General features: G+C 71.6%; 12 protein-coding genes. 3 read left to right on the top strand and 9 right to left on the bottom strand.

The window, feature by feature from the left end; all coding sequences use genetic code 11:
* Nucleotides 1-139 precede the first annotated feature (139 nt).
* The 3 genes from HL658_RS25830 to HL658_RS25840 all read left to right on the top strand — a co-directional run bounded on the left by HL658_RS25830 (nucleotide 140) and on the right by HL658_RS25840 (nucleotide 5,537).
* Nucleotides 140-1,375, top strand: a complete 1,236-nt coding sequence (locus tag HL658_RS25830; RefSeq protein WP_180285322.1) for an aminotransferase class I/II-fold pyridoxal phosphate-dependent enzyme — start codon at nucleotides 140-142, stop codon at nucleotides 1,373-1,375.
* A 55-nt stretch (nucleotides 1,376-1,430) separates the two neighbouring features.
* Complete coding sequence (locus HL658_RS25835) at nucleotides 1,431-3,953, top strand: DNA translocase FtsK (RefSeq protein WP_246337884.1); 2,523 nt, start codon at nucleotides 1,431-1,433, stop codon at nucleotides 3,951-3,953.
* Nucleotides 3,954-4,049: 96 nt separating this feature from the next.
* Nucleotides 4,050-5,537: a GNAT family N-acetyltransferase gene (locus tag HL658_RS25840; RefSeq protein ID WP_180285321.1), complete on the top strand. Its 1,488-nt coding sequence runs from the start codon at nucleotides 4,050-4,052 to the stop codon at nucleotides 5,535-5,537.
* Between the two features lie 33 nt (nucleotides 5,538-5,570).
* Here the strand turns inward: HL658_RS25840 and HL658_RS25845 are convergent, their stop codons facing one another.
* The 9 genes from HL658_RS25845 to HL658_RS25885 all read right to left on the bottom strand — a co-directional run bounded on the left by HL658_RS25845 (nucleotide 5,571) and on the right by HL658_RS25885 (nucleotide 14,799).
* A complete protein-coding gene (locus HL658_RS25845) occupies nucleotides 5,571-6,779 on the bottom strand; it encodes a class I SAM-dependent methyltransferase (protein ID WP_180285320.1) in 1,209 nt (402 codons plus the stop codon).
* Nucleotides 6,776-8,002, bottom strand: a complete 1,227-nt coding sequence (locus HL658_RS25850; protein WP_180285319.1) for a class I SAM-dependent methyltransferase — start codon at nucleotides 8,000-8,002, stop codon at nucleotides 6,776-6,778. Before HL658_RS25850 ends, HL658_RS25845 begins: the two co-directional genes overlap by 4 nt.
* A gap of 23 nt (nucleotides 8,003-8,025) precedes the next feature.
* The gene (locus HL658_RS25855) at nucleotides 8,026-9,111 is read right to left on the bottom strand and encodes an NAD-dependent epimerase/dehydratase family protein (RefSeq protein WP_180285318.1); all 1,086 of its coding nucleotides are present in this window, start codon (nucleotides 9,109-9,111) and stop codon (nucleotides 8,026-8,028) included.
* A 24-nt stretch (nucleotides 9,112-9,135) separates the two neighbouring features.
* A complete protein-coding gene (gene rfbF, locus HL658_RS25860; RefSeq protein ID WP_180285317.1) occupies nucleotides 9,136-9,906 on the bottom strand; it encodes a glucose-1-phosphate cytidylyltransferase in 771 nt (256 codons plus the stop codon).
* A 300-nt stretch (nucleotides 9,907-10,206) separates the two neighbouring features.
* On the bottom strand, nucleotides 10,207-10,533 hold the full coding sequence (locus HL658_RS25865) for a Gas vesicle protein V (RefSeq protein WP_180285316.1): 327 nt from the start codon (nucleotides 10,531-10,533) through the stop codon (nucleotides 10,207-10,209).
* Between the two features lie 25 nt (nucleotides 10,534-10,558).
* Nucleotides 10,559-11,068: a hypothetical protein gene (locus HL658_RS25870; RefSeq protein ID WP_180285315.1), complete on the bottom strand. Its 510-nt coding sequence runs from the start codon at nucleotides 11,066-11,068 to the stop codon at nucleotides 10,559-10,561.
* A 55-nt stretch (nucleotides 11,069-11,123) separates the two neighbouring features.
* Nucleotides 11,124-12,458, bottom strand: a complete 1,335-nt coding sequence (locus HL658_RS25875) for a DEAD/DEAH box helicase (RefSeq protein WP_180285314.1) — start codon at nucleotides 12,456-12,458, stop codon at nucleotides 11,124-11,126.
* A 299-nt stretch (nucleotides 12,459-12,757) separates the two neighbouring features.
* Nucleotides 12,758-13,156: a hypothetical protein gene (locus HL658_RS25880; RefSeq protein ID WP_180285313.1), complete on the bottom strand. Its 399-nt coding sequence runs from the start codon at nucleotides 13,154-13,156 to the stop codon at nucleotides 12,758-12,760.
* Nucleotides 13,157-13,278: 122 nt separating this feature from the next.
* Nucleotides 13,279-14,799: an ATP-binding protein gene (locus HL658_RS25885; RefSeq protein WP_180285312.1), complete on the bottom strand. Its 1,521-nt coding sequence runs from the start codon at nucleotides 14,797-14,799 to the stop codon at nucleotides 13,279-13,281.
* Nucleotides 14,800-14,882 lie beyond the last annotated feature (83 nt).

Raw genomic sequence — 14,882 nt, forward strand, 5'->3', positions numbered from 1 at the left:
ACATCCCGTCCGGAGCGTGCCCGGCGCTGTTAACCAAGCGCCCTTGTGCCGGGAGTACCCGCCCGATAAAATCCGCGCCATCCGTGCGGCATCCCACGCGCGCGCGGTCCGGGAAACGCGTACGGAAGCGGGATCGAGCGTGACGGCTATTTTTGATGCAATCCTGCCGGCCTCGGTCAACGACCGGCTGGAGCGGCTGACCGATTATCCCTTCACCCGGCTGGCCCGGCTGCTGGCCGATGTGACGCCCAGCGCCAACGTGCAGCCGCGGGTGATGTCGGTGGGCGAGCCGCAGCACCCGCCCCCCGCGGTCATCGACGAGACCCTGCACGCCAACCGTCACCTGTGGGGCAAATACCCGCCGGTCAACGGAACGCCCGAGCTGCGCGCCGCGATCACCGGCTGGCTGGGGCGGCGCTACGGGCTTCCGGTCGGCCTGATCGACGCCGACCGCGACATTTTGCCCGCTACCGGCACGCGCGAGGCGCTGTTCCTGCTGGCGCTGGCCGTGGTGCCGCGGAGCAAGGCCGGACGGACACCGGCCGTGCTGATGCCGAACCCCTTCTACGCGGTGTACGAGGGCGCCGGGCTGCTCGCCGGGGCCGACCCGGTGTTCCTGCCGGCGACGCGGGAGACGGGGTTCCTGCCCGACCTCGACGCGCTCGGCCCGGAGCTGCTGGAGCGCACGGCGCTGGTCTACCTGTGCAGCCCCAGCAACCCGCAGGGGGCGGCGGCCGACCGGGCCTATCTGGCGCGCGCCATCGGGCTGGCCCGCCGCTACGGCTTCGTGCTGGCGGTGGACGAGTGTTACGCCGAGATCTGGCTGGACCGCCCGCCCGTGGGCGCGCTGGAGGTCGCGGCGGCGCTGCCCCACGACGGCCACCCGCTGGCCAACCTGCTGGTCTTCCACTCCCTGTCCAAGCGGTCGAGCGCCGCCGGCCTGCGTTCCGGCTTCGTGGCGGGCGACCCGGCGGTCATCGCCACCTTCTCGCGCGTGCGCAGCTATTCGCTGACCGGCATGCCGCTGCCGGTCTGCGCCGCCTCGGCCGCGCTGTGGAACGACGACGCGCATGTCGAGGAGAACCGGGCGCTCTACCGCGCCAAGTTCGAAGCGGCCGAGTCGGCGCTGCAGGGGCGGTTCGGCTACAGCCGTCCCGACGGCGGCTTCTTCCTGTGGCTGGATGTCGGCGACGGCGAGGCGGCGACGCGGAAGCTGTGGGCGGAGGGCGCCATCCGCGTGCTGCCCGGCGCCTATCTGTCCCGCCCGGTCCCCGGCGAGCCCGATCCGGGTGCCGCCTTCATCCGCGTCGCCCTGGTGCAGGACCCCGAAACGGTGGCGGACGCCTGCGCCGCCCTGGTGCGCATCCTTGATTGAACCACGCCCCCACGACCGATCCCGGCCACGGACGCGAAACGGCAAGGCCCGAGCGATGACCACCCGCAGTCCCGACGCGAACCCGTCCGTGGCGACCTCGCGCCGCGCGGCCCGTCGGTCCGAGCGCAAGCCCTTCTTCTCCCCCGCCATGCGCGCCTTCGTCGCGGCGCGCACCTACGAGATGGGCGGCTTCGCGCTCGGTCTGGCCGGGCTGCTGCTGGTGGCGGTGCAGGCCACCTACACGCGCGGCGATCCGTCCTGGAACAGCGTTCCGGCGGGGGATGTGGCGATCGGCAACCTGTTCGGCCGGCCGGGCGCGGTGCTGGCCGACGTGATGGTGCAGGGGCTGGGCTTCGGCGGCTACGTCCTGGCCTTCCTGCCGCTGGCCTGGGGCTGGCGGCTCAGCCTGCACAAGCCGGTGCGACACCCGCTGCTGCGGCTCCAGGCCGGAGTCGTCGGAATCGCGATGGCCGCGGTAGCCCTGGCCGGCATGACGACGGGGGAGGAGGATCCGCTGTCCCCCAACCCCGGCGGCAGCGTCGGGCGGCTGTTGCTGGAGGGGCTGAACGCCGGCCTGTTCGACGGCGGCGCCCGCTCGCTGGTCGCCACCGGCGCCACCGCGGCGGCCGGGCTGTTCCTGTTCCTCGCCATCGGCGTCTCGCCGCGGGACTGGGTGACCAGCCTGCGCGACACCGCCGCCGGGATCGGCAACGCCAGGCGCGGCATCCAGGACGGCATCGCCCGTCTGGCGGGGCTGGCGACCGGCGGTGTCGGGCGGCTGGCCGGTCTGGCCGGTGGTCTGATGCCGCAGCGTCGCGAAGCGCCGGAGACGGTGGCGGAACGGCGCGACCCGTCGCTTGACCGCGGCACCGACCCGGTCTTCGACTCGGGTCCCGTCTTCGACGACGAGCTTGCCCCGGTCACCCGCAAGGCGCCGCCGGCGCCCGCCGCCGCCGGCGACGGGCCGCGCCGCAGCGTGTCCGTGGTCGCCCCGCCACAGCCGGCCAAGCCGAAGGCGGAGCAGGGCCGGCCCAGTGCCCCACCCCTGATTCCCGACGGCGAGGGCATCGAGCTGCCGCCGGTTGACCTTCTCCAGGCGCCGTCCCCCACCGCCAGGGCCGAACGGCTGGACGAGGACTCTCTGCGCCGCAACGCCGAGGTGCTGGAGGGCGTGCTGTCCGACTTCGGCGTGCGCGGCGAGGTGCAGAAGGTCCACCCCGGCCCGGTCGTCACTCTGTACGAGCTGGAGCCGGCCCCCGGCACCAAATCGTCGCGCGTCATCGGGCTGGCCGACGACATCGCGCGGTCCATGAGTGCGGTGTCCGTGCGCGTGGCCGTGGTGCCCGGCCGCAACGTCATCGGCATCGAGCTGCCCAACGCCAAGCGGGAGACGGTGCTGCTGCGCGAGCTGCTGTCGTCGGACAGCTTCGGCAAGAGCCAGGGCAAGCTGGCGCTGGCGCTGGGCAAGGACATCGGCGGCCAGCCGGTGGTGGCCGACCTCGCCCGCTTCCCGCATCTGCTGGTGGCCGGCACCACCGGCTCGGGCAAGTCGGTGGCGGTCAACACGATGATCCTGTCGTTGCTCTACCGGCTGCCGCCCGACCGCTGCCGCTTCATCATGATCGACCCCAAGATGCTGGAGCTGTCGGTCTACGAAGGCATCCCCCATCTGCTCGCCCCCGTCGTCACCGACCCCAAGAAGGCGGTCGTGGCGCTGAAATGGACGGTGCGGGAGATGGAGGACCGCTACCGCAACATGTCCAAGCTGGGCGTGCGCAACATCGAGGGCTACAACGCCCGCCTGCGCGAGGCGCGGGAGGAGGGGGAGCTTCTCACCCGCAAGGTGCAGACCGGCTTCGACCCCGACACCGGCAAGCCGCTGTTCGAGGAGCAGCCGCTCGACCTGATCGAGCTGCCCTACATCGTGGTCATCGTGGACGAGATGGCCGACCTGATGCTGGTCGCCGGCAAGGACATCGAGGCGGCCATCCAGCGCCTTGCCCAGATGGCGCGCGCCGCCGGCATCCACCTGATCATGGCGACCCAGCGCCCCTCGGTGGACGTGATCACCGGCACCATCAAGGCCAACTTCCCGACCCGCATCAGCTTCCAGGTGACCAGCAAGATCGACAGCCGCACCATCCTGGGCGAACAGGGGGCCGAGCAGCTCCTCGGCCAGGGCGACATGCTCTACATGGCCGGCGGCGGCCGCATCACCCGCGTGCACGGCCCCTTCGTCTCCGACGGCGAGGTCGAGCAGGTCGTGAGGTTCCTGAAGGCGCAGGGCGAGCCCAGCTACGTCGACGCCATCACCGAGGAGGACGAGGACGCCGAGGGCGGTTCCTACGACGACGGCGGATCGGGCGGTGCGTCGGGCTCCGGCGACGAGCTGTACGACAAGGCGGTCGCGGTGGTGTGCCGGGAGCGCAAGGCCAGCACCAGCTTCATCCAGCGCCAGCTCCGCATCGGCTACAACTCCGCCGCCCGCCTGATCGAGCGCATGGAGCTGGAGGGCGTCGTCAGCAAGCCCAACCACTCCGGCAAGCGCGAGGTTCTCGCCCGCAACATCGAGGAGTGACAGGTCGGCGGGCCGGTGCCGGACCGGCTCGACATTGTGATTCATTCGATTGTGTTGCTATTGATCCCGGTCACGGACACAGCGCAGGACACCGGGATGAGCAGCGACGCGCCCGCCACGGACGGCACCTCCCTCACCACCGACACGGCGTCCCTTGTCCTGAGGACCGACCCGGCGCTGCTGCCGGTGCTGCACGGCTTCATCACCGGCATGGCCGCGGCGAGCGGTCTGCCGGAGCGCGCCGGCGCCATGCTGGCGCTCGCCACCGAGGAGGCCGCGGCGAACGTCATCGAGCACGCCTACGGCGGTGACCGGACGCGGGACTACACCGTCCTGTGGCGCACGGCGCCGGACGGGGTGGAGGTCGCGGTGCGCGACAAGGGCATCCCTTTCGACACCGAGCGGCTGCTGCCCTTCCAACTCGGCGGTTCGGCGGACGACACCAACGCCGCGGGGCTGGGGCTGCATCTCATGCGGTCGGCTGTGGATGGCGTGCGCATGCTCAACCTGGGGCGCAAGGGCAAGGAGCTGGTGCTGGTGAAGCGCCACGCGGTCGCACGCCCCCCGGCAACCCCACGGGCGGAGGAGCCGGCCGCGGTCGGGCCGGTGCCGGTCACCATACGCCCGATGCGGCCGGACGAGGCGGTGGAGGCGGCGCGCTGCATCTGGCGCTGCTTCGAGTACAGCTACCCGTACGAGGACATCTTCCACCCCGACCGCGTGCGCGCGATGATCGAGGCCGGCCATCTCGTCTCCGCCGTCGCCGAGGCGGAGGGGATCGGCATCGTCGGGCATGTCGGGCTGAAGCCCGTCGCCGGCATGCCGCGCCACAAGGAGGTCAGCATGCTCGCGGTGGAGCCCCGTTTCCGCCGCGACGGCATGGCGCAGCGGCTGACCCGCTTCATCGTCGACCACGCCGCGACGCTCGACCTTGACGGGCTGGTCGCGGAGGCCGTGACCACCCATCCCGGCAGCCAGGCGGTCGCCGCACAGGTCGGGTTGAAGGCCTGCGCCCTGCTGATCGGCGAGGTCCCGCCCCTGACCTTCACGGGGTTCGACGACGTGCGTCAGCGGGAGTCGCTGGTGCTGTGCCACCACCTCCTGCGCCAGCGCGATGCGGTGGCCGTGCATGTTCCGGCGCACCTGGAAGCGGTGACGGCGACGATCTACGCCGAGACCGGGCTCGCCGTGCGCGTGGTGGCGGGCGCAGCAACGCCGCCGGAGGCACCATCCGTCGTCGACATGGACTTCTCGCGCGTCGCGGCGCGGCTGCACCTGCTCGTGTTGTCGGTGGGCGGCGACATCGGTCAGCGTCTGAACATCGCCCAGCGGGAAGCCATCGCGCTGCGGGCGGACGTGTTCGATGTGCTGGTCCGGCTGGAGGACGAGGCCGCACCGGCGGCGATCGCGGCGGCCGAGGAGATGGGCGCCCGCTTCATCGGTCTGCGCCCGGCGACCGCCCACGGCGACCTTGCGCTGTTCCGGCTGTTCCTGGGGCGCGCGGTGGATCTGGCCGCGCTGAAGCTGTTCACCCGCACGGCACGGCGCCTGCGGGAGGGGATCGCCGGGGGCTGGAGGGCGTGATTCCGGTGAGCCGGGGCGGTGCCCCCCGGCTCCTCACAGCGTCACGATTTCCGGCCGGCAGCCCAGCGTCTCCAGGTCGCGGGCGACCTCGGCGCGGTAGAGGGGGTTCATCACCACCACCAGATCCGGGGCCAGGGCGGCGACCTCGGCCGGGGAGACGATGCGGTGGCCGGAGCCCGGCAGGAAGCAGCCGTGCCGGTGCGGGTTGATGTCGGCGACGCAGGCCACCTCGTCGCCGATGCCCACCGTGGTCACGAAGGACACCGCCTTGGAGCCGGAGCCCCAGAGTGCCACCCGCCGCCTCTGCCGCTGCGACGCCGCCAGCCGCTCCCGCCAGTCGCGGCGCAGGGCGTCCACCCCGCGGGAAAAGCTCAAGGCGCGGTGGCGCAGCGCGGCCACGCCGCCGGGCGCCATCGGCTCCGGTGCCGTGCGGCCAGGGCGGGCGGCGATCATCAGGTACTGGCCGCCATAGCCGGTCCACACATCCTCCACGGCGAAGCCCTCGCGCCGGAACAGCCCGGCGAGGCTGTCGGCCGTGAAGTAGGAGACATGCTCGTAATAGACGTCCCAGAAGGCGACGTCGTCGAGGATGCGCCCGGCGTCCGGCACCATGAAGAACACGCCCGTGTCGCGGTCGCCGATCAGCCGCCGCACCGCGCGCACGAAGCCGGCGACGTCGTACACATGCTCCAGCGTCATCTTGCAGCAGACGAGCGCGCCGGGGTCGGCCGGTGTGTTCTCGTCGAAATACTCCGGGATCACCCGCACGCGCCTTGCGGTGTCGGCGTCCAGCCGGCCGGGGACATAGCCGGGGTCGTAGCCCAGCCCCTCCGCCGCGCCGGCCCCGACGAGCAGGGCCAGGAACTCGCCCTTGCCGCAGCCGATCTCCAGCACCCGCGCGCCACGCAGCGCGAAGCGCTCCGTCAGCTCGGCGGCGAGAGCGCGGTGGAAGGCGGTGAAGGTCGGCGAATAGCCCTGCGTCTCCTCGTAGCCGGCGGCGTAGACGGTGCGGCCCGGCCGCCAGGCGGCGTTGAACAGGAAGCCGCAGGCGCCGCACAGGCACAGCTCCAGCGCCGCGGTGGGAAAGGCCAGTGCGGCATCGCGCGTGTCCACCAGCATGCAGCTGTTGGTCGGAATGCCGGACAGCCGGTAGACCGGCTCGGCACCCGGCGCACCACAGGCCGGGCAGTGCCGGCCACCCGCCGGGGCCGGTGCATCGGGGGAGTCGGCGGCGAGCGTCATGCGACGATCCTCACCTCCGGCACCGGCACGATGAAGCGTCCGCCAGCCTCGCGGTAGCCGCGTTGCTGCTCCAGGATCTCGTCGGCGAAGTTCCAGGTCAGCAGCAGCACATAGTCCGGCCGATCCTCCATCAGCGCATCGACGGGGCGGATGGGCAGGTGCTTGCCCGGCATGAAGCGGCCGTGCTTGTGGTGGTTGCGGTCCACCACATAGTCGATCAGCTCGGCCCCGATTCCGGCGACATTGATCAGCGTCGTGCCCTTGGCCGCGGCGCCGTAGGCGGCGATGCGGGCACCGCCGGCCCGGAGGGTGCGCAGACGTTCGGTCAGAGAGTCCCGCAGTGCCTCCACGCGCCGGGCGAAACCGGCGTAATAGCCGATGCGGTCCAGCCCCGCCGCCCGCTCCTCCGCCAGCAGGGCGGTGACCGCCTCGCTCGGAGCGCGGCGATGGCCGACATGGATCCGCAGCGAGCCGCCATGGATGGGCAGCCGCACCACGTCGTTCACCGACAGCCCGTGCCGCGCCATCAGCCCGACCAGCGCCGTCAGCGAGAAGTAGCAGAGGTGCTGGTGGTAGATCGTGTCGAACTCCACATGGTCGATCAGGTCGCGGACATAAGGCATCTCGATGGACGCCACCCCGTCCTCCGCCAGCAGGATGCCGACGCCAGCCACCACGTCGTTCAGCCCGGCGACGTGGGCCAGCACGTTGTTGGCGATGATGACGTCGGCCGGCCCGCGCTCCGCCACGATCGAGCGGGCGAGCGCGCTGTCGAAGAAGGCCTCCAGCGTCGGCACGCCGGCGGCGCTCGCGGCGGCGGCGGGGCCGGTGGCCGGGTCGACGCCCAGCACCGGGATCCCGGCCTCCACGAAATTGCGCAGCAGGTAGCCGTCGTTGCTGGCGATCTCCACCACCAGACGGCCGGGGCCGAGCTTGCGGCGCCGGATCAGGTCCAGCGCGTTGTCGCGGGAATGCGCGAGCAGCGCCGGCGAGAAGGAGGAGTAATAGGGATAGTCGCGGGTGAACAGCTCCTCCGGCGGTACGGTGTAGTCGATCTGCACCAGCGCGCAGGCCGGGCAGAAGACCACGGTGAGCGGGTAGGCCGGCTCCGGCCCGTCCAGCCCCGTGGGGGAGACCAGCCGATCCGCCACCGGCACGCGGCCGAGGTCGAGCACGGGCAGAAGCTCCGCCCCGCCGCAGGCGCGGCAGCGGTCGATGTGCATGGCAGGGTCTCCCGGGGATGGCGTCAGACGACGGCGATGCCGGGGAGCGTGGGCCGCTCCGGCCGCGGCAGGGTCACATGCGGAGCCCAGCGCAGGCGGTCGTCCACCAGCCCCTTGGCGATCAGGTGCTTCAGGTGGGCCAGCCGCTGGTACTTGGGTCCCTCGAAATCCTCCACCGTCAGGCCGACGTCGGTGAAGCGGCGGTACAGCTCCTCGATGCCGCGCGGCACCGTCCATTGCGGGCGGAAGCGCGGCAGTTTCGACGCGATCTTGGAGCAATCCACGCGGTAGCTGCGGCGGTCGGCGTCGGCCCCCCCGGCGTAGGCGATGCGGGCGCCGGGCACCGTCTCCTCGACCAGCTCGGCGATCTCGCGGACCAGATAGTTCTCGGTCGTGATGCCGACGTTGAACACCTCGCCATGCACGGTGTCGGCCGGCGCCTCGATGGCGGCGACGAAGGCGCGGCTGATGTCCTCGATGTGGACCAGCGGGCGCCACGCCATGCCGTTGCTCTTCATCAGCACCTCGCCCTTCGCCACCGCATAGGCGGTGAGGTTGTTGACCACGAGGTCGAAGCGGATTCGCGGCGACAGGCCGTAGGCGGTGGCCGAGCGCAGGAACACCGGCGAGAAGTCGTCGCCGGCCAGCGCCCGCAGATCCTCCTCCGCCCGCAGCTTGGAGACCGCGTAGGGGGTGACCGGGTTGGGCTCCGACCTCTCGTCCACCCAGTCGGCCCCGGCGGCGCCGTAGACGCTGCAGCTCGACGAGAAGGCGAAGCGCCTCACCCCGGCCGTCCGCGCCATGTCGGCGAGGCGGATGGTCGCCTCGTGGTTGATCTCCAGCGTCACCGCGGGCAGCAGGTCGCCGAGCGGGTCGTTGCACAAGCCGGCCAGATGGATCACCGCGTCGACGCCGTCCAGATCGGCCGGGGTCAACTCGCGGATGTCCTTGACCAGCGTGTTGCTGAGCTGGGCCGGGTCCGCCGTGCCGTAGGTGCAGTCGTCGTAAAGATACATGTCGGCGCCGACCACGCTGTGCCCCGCGCGGCGCAGCAGCCGGGTCAGCACCGTGCCGATGTAGCCGTGATGTCCCGAAACGAAGACGCGCATGATGTGTCCCCTGTTTGCCGCCCGTCAGGGTCGGAGGTTCCATGGGGCCTTGCCGGTGGCCCAGAGCTTTTCCAGAAGGTCGCGCTCCTTGGCGGTGTCCATGCACTGCCAGAAGCCGTCGTGGCGGTAGGCCATGAGCTGGCCGTCGGTGGCGAGGCGGCGCATCGGCTCCTCCTCCCACATCGTGGCGTCACCCTCGATGTAGTCGAACACGCCGGGTTCCAGCACGAAGAAGGCGCCGTTGATCCAGTGTCCGGACCGTTCGGGTTTCTCCTCGAAGCCGGTGACCGCATCGCCGTCCAGGGTCAGATGGCCGAAGCGCCCTGGCGGCTGGACCGCGGTGACGGTCGCCAGCCGCCCGTGCGACCGGTGGAAGGCGAGCAGCGCCGCGAGATCGACATCCGCCAGCCCGTCGCACCAGGTCAGCATGAAGGTCTCGTTGCCAAGGAACGGGGCGAGGCGCTTGACCCGACCGCCGGTCATGGTGTGCTCGCCGGTGTCGATGACGTGGACCAGCCAGTCCAGCGCCCCGTCGTCGTGCCGCACTGTGGTGCCGGTGCGCAGGTCGACGGCGATGCTGCCCTCCAGCCGGTGGTAATCGGTGAAGTAGCGGGCCAGATCGGCTTTCCGGTAGCCGCCTGCCAGCACGAATTCGGAAAAGCCGAAATGCGCGTAATGGCGCATGACATGCCAAATGATCGGCCGTCCACCGATCTCGACCAGCGCTTTCGGGCGTCCTTTGGTTTCTTCGGAAAAGCGCGTTCCCAGTCCGCCAGCAAGAATTGCCGCCTTCACGCACCGCCTCCATCATCACCGGCACAAACATTGGCCGGATCGAAATTTCCAGCGCCTTTGTTTTTGTTTTTCCGCTGTGACGATTGTTAGCCAAGCACGGATGCATTTTGGCCGGCTAAAAGGAGTGGTATTCAGAAGGCTTGGGAACAGGACCGACTCTCACCCATACGGGCGCCGCACCCACGCAAGATTGGGGGGAGTCGCTGGCGGTGTCTGGAACGGCGGTGTCAGGAACGCGAACGGGCTTCCAAGGGCACCGCCCTCGGCAAGCACCCCGGAAACCCGTTCACGAAAGCCGGTTCAGCGGCCGGGACGGCCGCGCGGCGGGAAGCGGCTGGAGGTGGCGCGCAGGCCGGCCTGCGCGCCGGTCTCGGTGTTGCCCACGCCATCCGGCTCGTCGTCACCCATCGGGGCGGGGCGGTCGCGCTTGCGTTCCGCCTCGGCCTCGGCGATCTCCAGGTCGATCGCCTTGATCCGCTCGCGAAGCGAGGCGATGACGGCCGCGGCGGGCTTGCGGGCGGTGAACTGCTCCAGATCCTGGCGAAGCCGCTCGCGCTGTCCCTTCATGTCGGCGATGCTGGGCCGCTTCTTGCCGACGCGGTAGGTGCGTTCCTCGTACTTGCTCACCTGCTTCCTCCTGCCCGGTTGGCGATCACTCGTGGATGGTGGTGCATGGATCCGGCTCGCCGACGGTGATGCCGGCAAAGGCGAGCTGCCGGCCGACCAGCATGCTCTGCCGTTCGTCGGGCTCGCGCTCGCTCAACAGGAACGGGCCGAAATCGGCGTTGTCGGTGCGCGCGATCAGCGCCACACCGGCCGGCACGACGACGACCTGCCACAGGGCCGATTCCGGTTCGGTGCTGGCGGTCACGGGGTCGATGCCGCTGGCGTTCAGCGCGGCCATTCGGGCGAAGGTCACCATCGCCGAGGCGTCGCGCATGGCGGGGCGGTAGGAGGGGTGCTCGTCGAGCGGCACCGGGCCCATCTCGGCCGACAGCGCCATGGTGGCGGCGATGCGCGGGCCGAAGGGTGTGGCGATCAACTGGCCTTCGAACAGCACGGCCGGAGCCCCCAGGTCGCGCATCAGCCTCAGGCAATGCGCGACCTGGCTCGGCCAGAGCGGCGGCGGGTTCGGCACCAGAACGGGCGTGGTCCGGATCATCGCCTAAACATGGCATGCCCGGACCCGTTCCGCCACGGGTGCGCGATTTTTCCGCTTACGGGTGACGACGGCTCATCGGCTTGAAGCCGCCATCACCGGCTTGGGCCGGGCGCGGCGCGCGGGGCGCCTCGCCGTTCCGGTGCGGGCGGCGGGCCGGCTGCTGCGCCCCGCGCGGGCCGCCGCCGAAACCGCCGCGACCGCGCGGACGGCCCTGGTGGGCACCGCGCGGCGGGTCGAAGGACATCGTCGGCTCCAGCCCCTCCACGGTGTGGACCGTGACGGAGTTGCCGATCAGCCGCTCGATGTTGCGCAGCGAGCCGCGGTCGTTGCGGGTGGCGAAGGAGATGGCGATGCCCTCCGCCCCCGCCCGGCCAGTGCGGCCGATCCGGTGGACATAGTCCTCCGGGTTGCGCGGCAGGTCGAAATTGATGACGTGGCTGATGTCGCGCACGTCGATGCCGCGCGCGGCGACATCGGTCGCCACCAGCAGCCGCACGCGGCCGTCGCGCAGGCGGTGCAGGGTGCGGGTGCGCGCCTCCTGGTGCATGTCGCCGTGCAGCGCCGCCGCCGCATGGCCTTCCTGCGCCAGTTCGGACGCCAGCTCGTCGGCGTCGCGCTTGGTGGCCGCGAAGATGATCGCCTTGTGGATCTCCGTCGAGGCCGCGAAGTGGCGCAGCAGCTTGCGCTTGTGGCCGAGGTCGTCGGCGTGCATCACGCGCTGCTCGATCTTCGGCGCGCTGGCCGGGGTGCTCTCCACCGCGACGCGGGCCGGATCGCGGACGAGGTTGCGGGCAACCCCTTCCATCCGCCGGTCGAGCGTGGCGGTGAACAGCAGCGTCTGGCGCTCCTTGGGGCAGGCGCCGCTGATGGCGGCGATGTCCTCCGCGAAGCCCATGTCGAGCATGCGGTCGGCCTCGTCCAGGATCAGCACCTCGACCTCGTCCAGACGGACGTTGCCGCGGCGGATGTGGTCCATCAGCCGGCCGGGAGTGGCGACCAGGACGTCGACCGTGCGCGACAGGTCGCGGATCTGCGGGCGGAACGGCTCACCGCCGACCACATCGACGATGAACAGCCGCAGGAACTTCACATAGGTGCGCGCGGCCATGGTGACCTGACGCGCGAGCTCGCGGGTCGGGGCCAGGACCAGGACGCGGGGGCCGAAGGGCCGCGCGGTCTTGCGCTCCTCGTCGGCGACGGCCAGACGATGCAGCGACGGCAGCAGGAAGGCGCCGGTCTTGCCGGTGCCGGTGTCGGCGGTCGCCAGAACGTCGCGGCCTTCGAGCGCCGCGGGGATGGCCGCCGCCTGGACGGGGGTGGGGGACGTGTGGCCGGCGGCCTCCAGAGCGCGCAGGAGACCGGTGTGCAGGTTCAGTTCGGAAAAGGTCAAGTCAGCTTCCCAAGCATGCAGGCGATGACGCCGCCGATCCGTCCGGATGGCGGGTGCATCGCGCGTGTGTCTTGCCGGAGGGAGAGGGAGGCGCTGAGGCGTCGAGAGCAGGACGGTCTTCGGTGACCGCCGGCCGAGCTGTAGAACCTCGCTCGGACGACGAAACGCCTCCGACGATGGAGCCCAACAGATACGCCCTCGGGGGCGGCTTTTCCACCCCTTTCACCGGGTGCGGTGCAAAAAAGAACGGGCGCACCCGCAGGCGCGCCCGTTCCCCCGTCGATGGTCCGTGGTGCGGATCAGTTGCTGCCCGGGCCCGTCTGGCCCTGGCACACCGCGGAAATGTCGCCCGGCTTGCAGCCTTCCGGGATCGCCCCGGAGGAGCCGACGCCGCCGCCCAGCGGGCCGGCGCCCGGCGTGTTGGATTGGCCCGGCATCACGCCGGTGCCCGAGCCCGTGCCGGAACCCATGCCCGACCCGGTGGTGCCCGTTGACCCGGACGAGCCCGAGGTGCCCGTCGAGCCGCTGGTGCCGGGGCTCATGGTCGAGGAGCCGGAGCTGCCGGTCCGGTCCTGCGTGGCGCCCGGGCTGGAGGAGGTGGTGCCGCTGGTGCCGGAGCTGCTCGTCCCGCTGTTGGCGAGGACCGGCGTCGAGAGAAGGGCGAGAGCGGCGGCACCCGCAACGATCAATTGGCGCATTGGTGGAATTCCTTTGTTGTCTCCGATCACGTTCAGAGCCAACAGGAGGACGGTCGGTCCGTTGCGCCCCCTCCGGTGCCCTACCGCGCCGGAGAGCCGGCACCACCTTCGCGCCGGCCGGATCAGCCGGCGGCCGCCAGCGCGTCGCCCTCGGCGTCCGGATCGGCCGCGTTGGGGTCGCCGGGGGCGGTCTCCCACCCCAGGCCGGGCAGGGTGACGATCCGCCGTCCGCCGCGGTCGCTGCGGGTGACCAGCACGTCGCGCTGCTCCAGATAGGACAGCAGCCGGCGCGCCCGCCCGGCGGAGCGGCTGCCGCAGGCCCGCGCGATGACATGGTCGGAGGGGCAGGGGGCGCCGTCCAGCGCCGCGCGCGCCAGCAGCAGGAAGACCCCCTGGATGTCGTCCGGCAAGCCCGACGCCGCGGCGGTCGCCCGCTCCCATTCCGGCGTGTCGTCCGCACCCGCCGCCACACCGGCACGGGCGGCGGCCAGCCGGCGGCGGAAGTCCGGCATGTCCGGCGGGCGCCCGCCGACGGCGTGGATGCGGCAGCGGACGAGGAAATCCTGGTAGAGCACGGCGACGGTACGGAAGGCGGCGTCGGGATCGGCCAGCACCTCGCGCAGGATGGCGTCCAGCCGTCGGTCCCGCTCCTCCGGGTCGCCCTCGGGTTCGGACTCCGCCGGGGCCGCGGCGGGGCGGGAGCGGGCGAGCTGCATCAGCACCTCGGTGGTGCTCATGGGCGGCGGGGCGGGCGGGCGGCGCGGGATGGCCGGCAGCGCGGACGGCTCCGGCTCGCCGGGCACCATGATCAGGGCGCGCGCGTCCTCCGGCGTGTCCGGCAGCGGCAGCAGCTTGGGGCTGCCGGCCCTGGGAGCGGTCTCGACATCGCCGATGCGCACCGGCAGCGGCCGGCGCGCCATCGCCGGCCCCAGCGCCACGAAATGCCCGCGCTCCAGATCGCGGAACATCTCCGCCTGCCGGCGCTCCATGCCCAGCAGGTCGGCGGCGCGCGCCATGTCGATGTCGAGGAAGGTGCGGCCCATCAGGAAGTTGGACGCTTCGGCGGCGACGTTCTTGGCGAGCTTGGCGAGGCGCTGGGTGGCGATCACCCCGGCCAGCCCGCGCTTGCGGCCCCGGCACATCAGGTTGGTCATGGCGCCCAGCGACACCTTGCGCGCCTCGTCCGACACCTCGCCGGCGGCGGCGGGGGCGAAGAGCTGCGCCTCGTCCACCACCACCAGCATCGGGTACCAGAGGTCGCGGTCGGCGTCGAACAGCCCACCCAGGAAGGAGGCGGCGGCGCGCATCTGCGCCTCGCTGTCCAGCCCCTCCAGGTTCAGCACCACGGACACGCGGTGCTCGCGCACGCGGGACGCGATGCGCTGGAGTGCCGCCTCGGTGTGGTCGGCGGCCTCCACCACCACATGGCCGAAGCGGTCGGCCAGCGTGACGAAATCACCCTCCGGATCGATCACCGCCTGCTGCACCCAGGGCGCGCTCTGCTCCAGCAGCCGGCGCAGCAGGTGCGACTTGCCGGACCCGGAATTGCCCTGGACCAGCAGGCGCGTCGCCAGCAGCTCCTCCAGGTCGAGCTCCGCCGGCTTGCCGCCCGGCCCGCTGCCCATGTCGATGCTGACCTTCATCACCCCTCCGCCCGCCAACCGGCCGCCGGTATAGCGCAGATCGGAGCGCAGGGGGGAGACGGCGGTTTGGCTGTTGCCAGATG

It is taken from the genome of Azospirillum oleiclasticum (assembly GCF_013423485.1).
Classification (GTDB): Bacteria; Pseudomonadota; Alphaproteobacteria; order Azospirillales; family Azospirillaceae; genus Azospirillum; species Azospirillum oleiclasticum.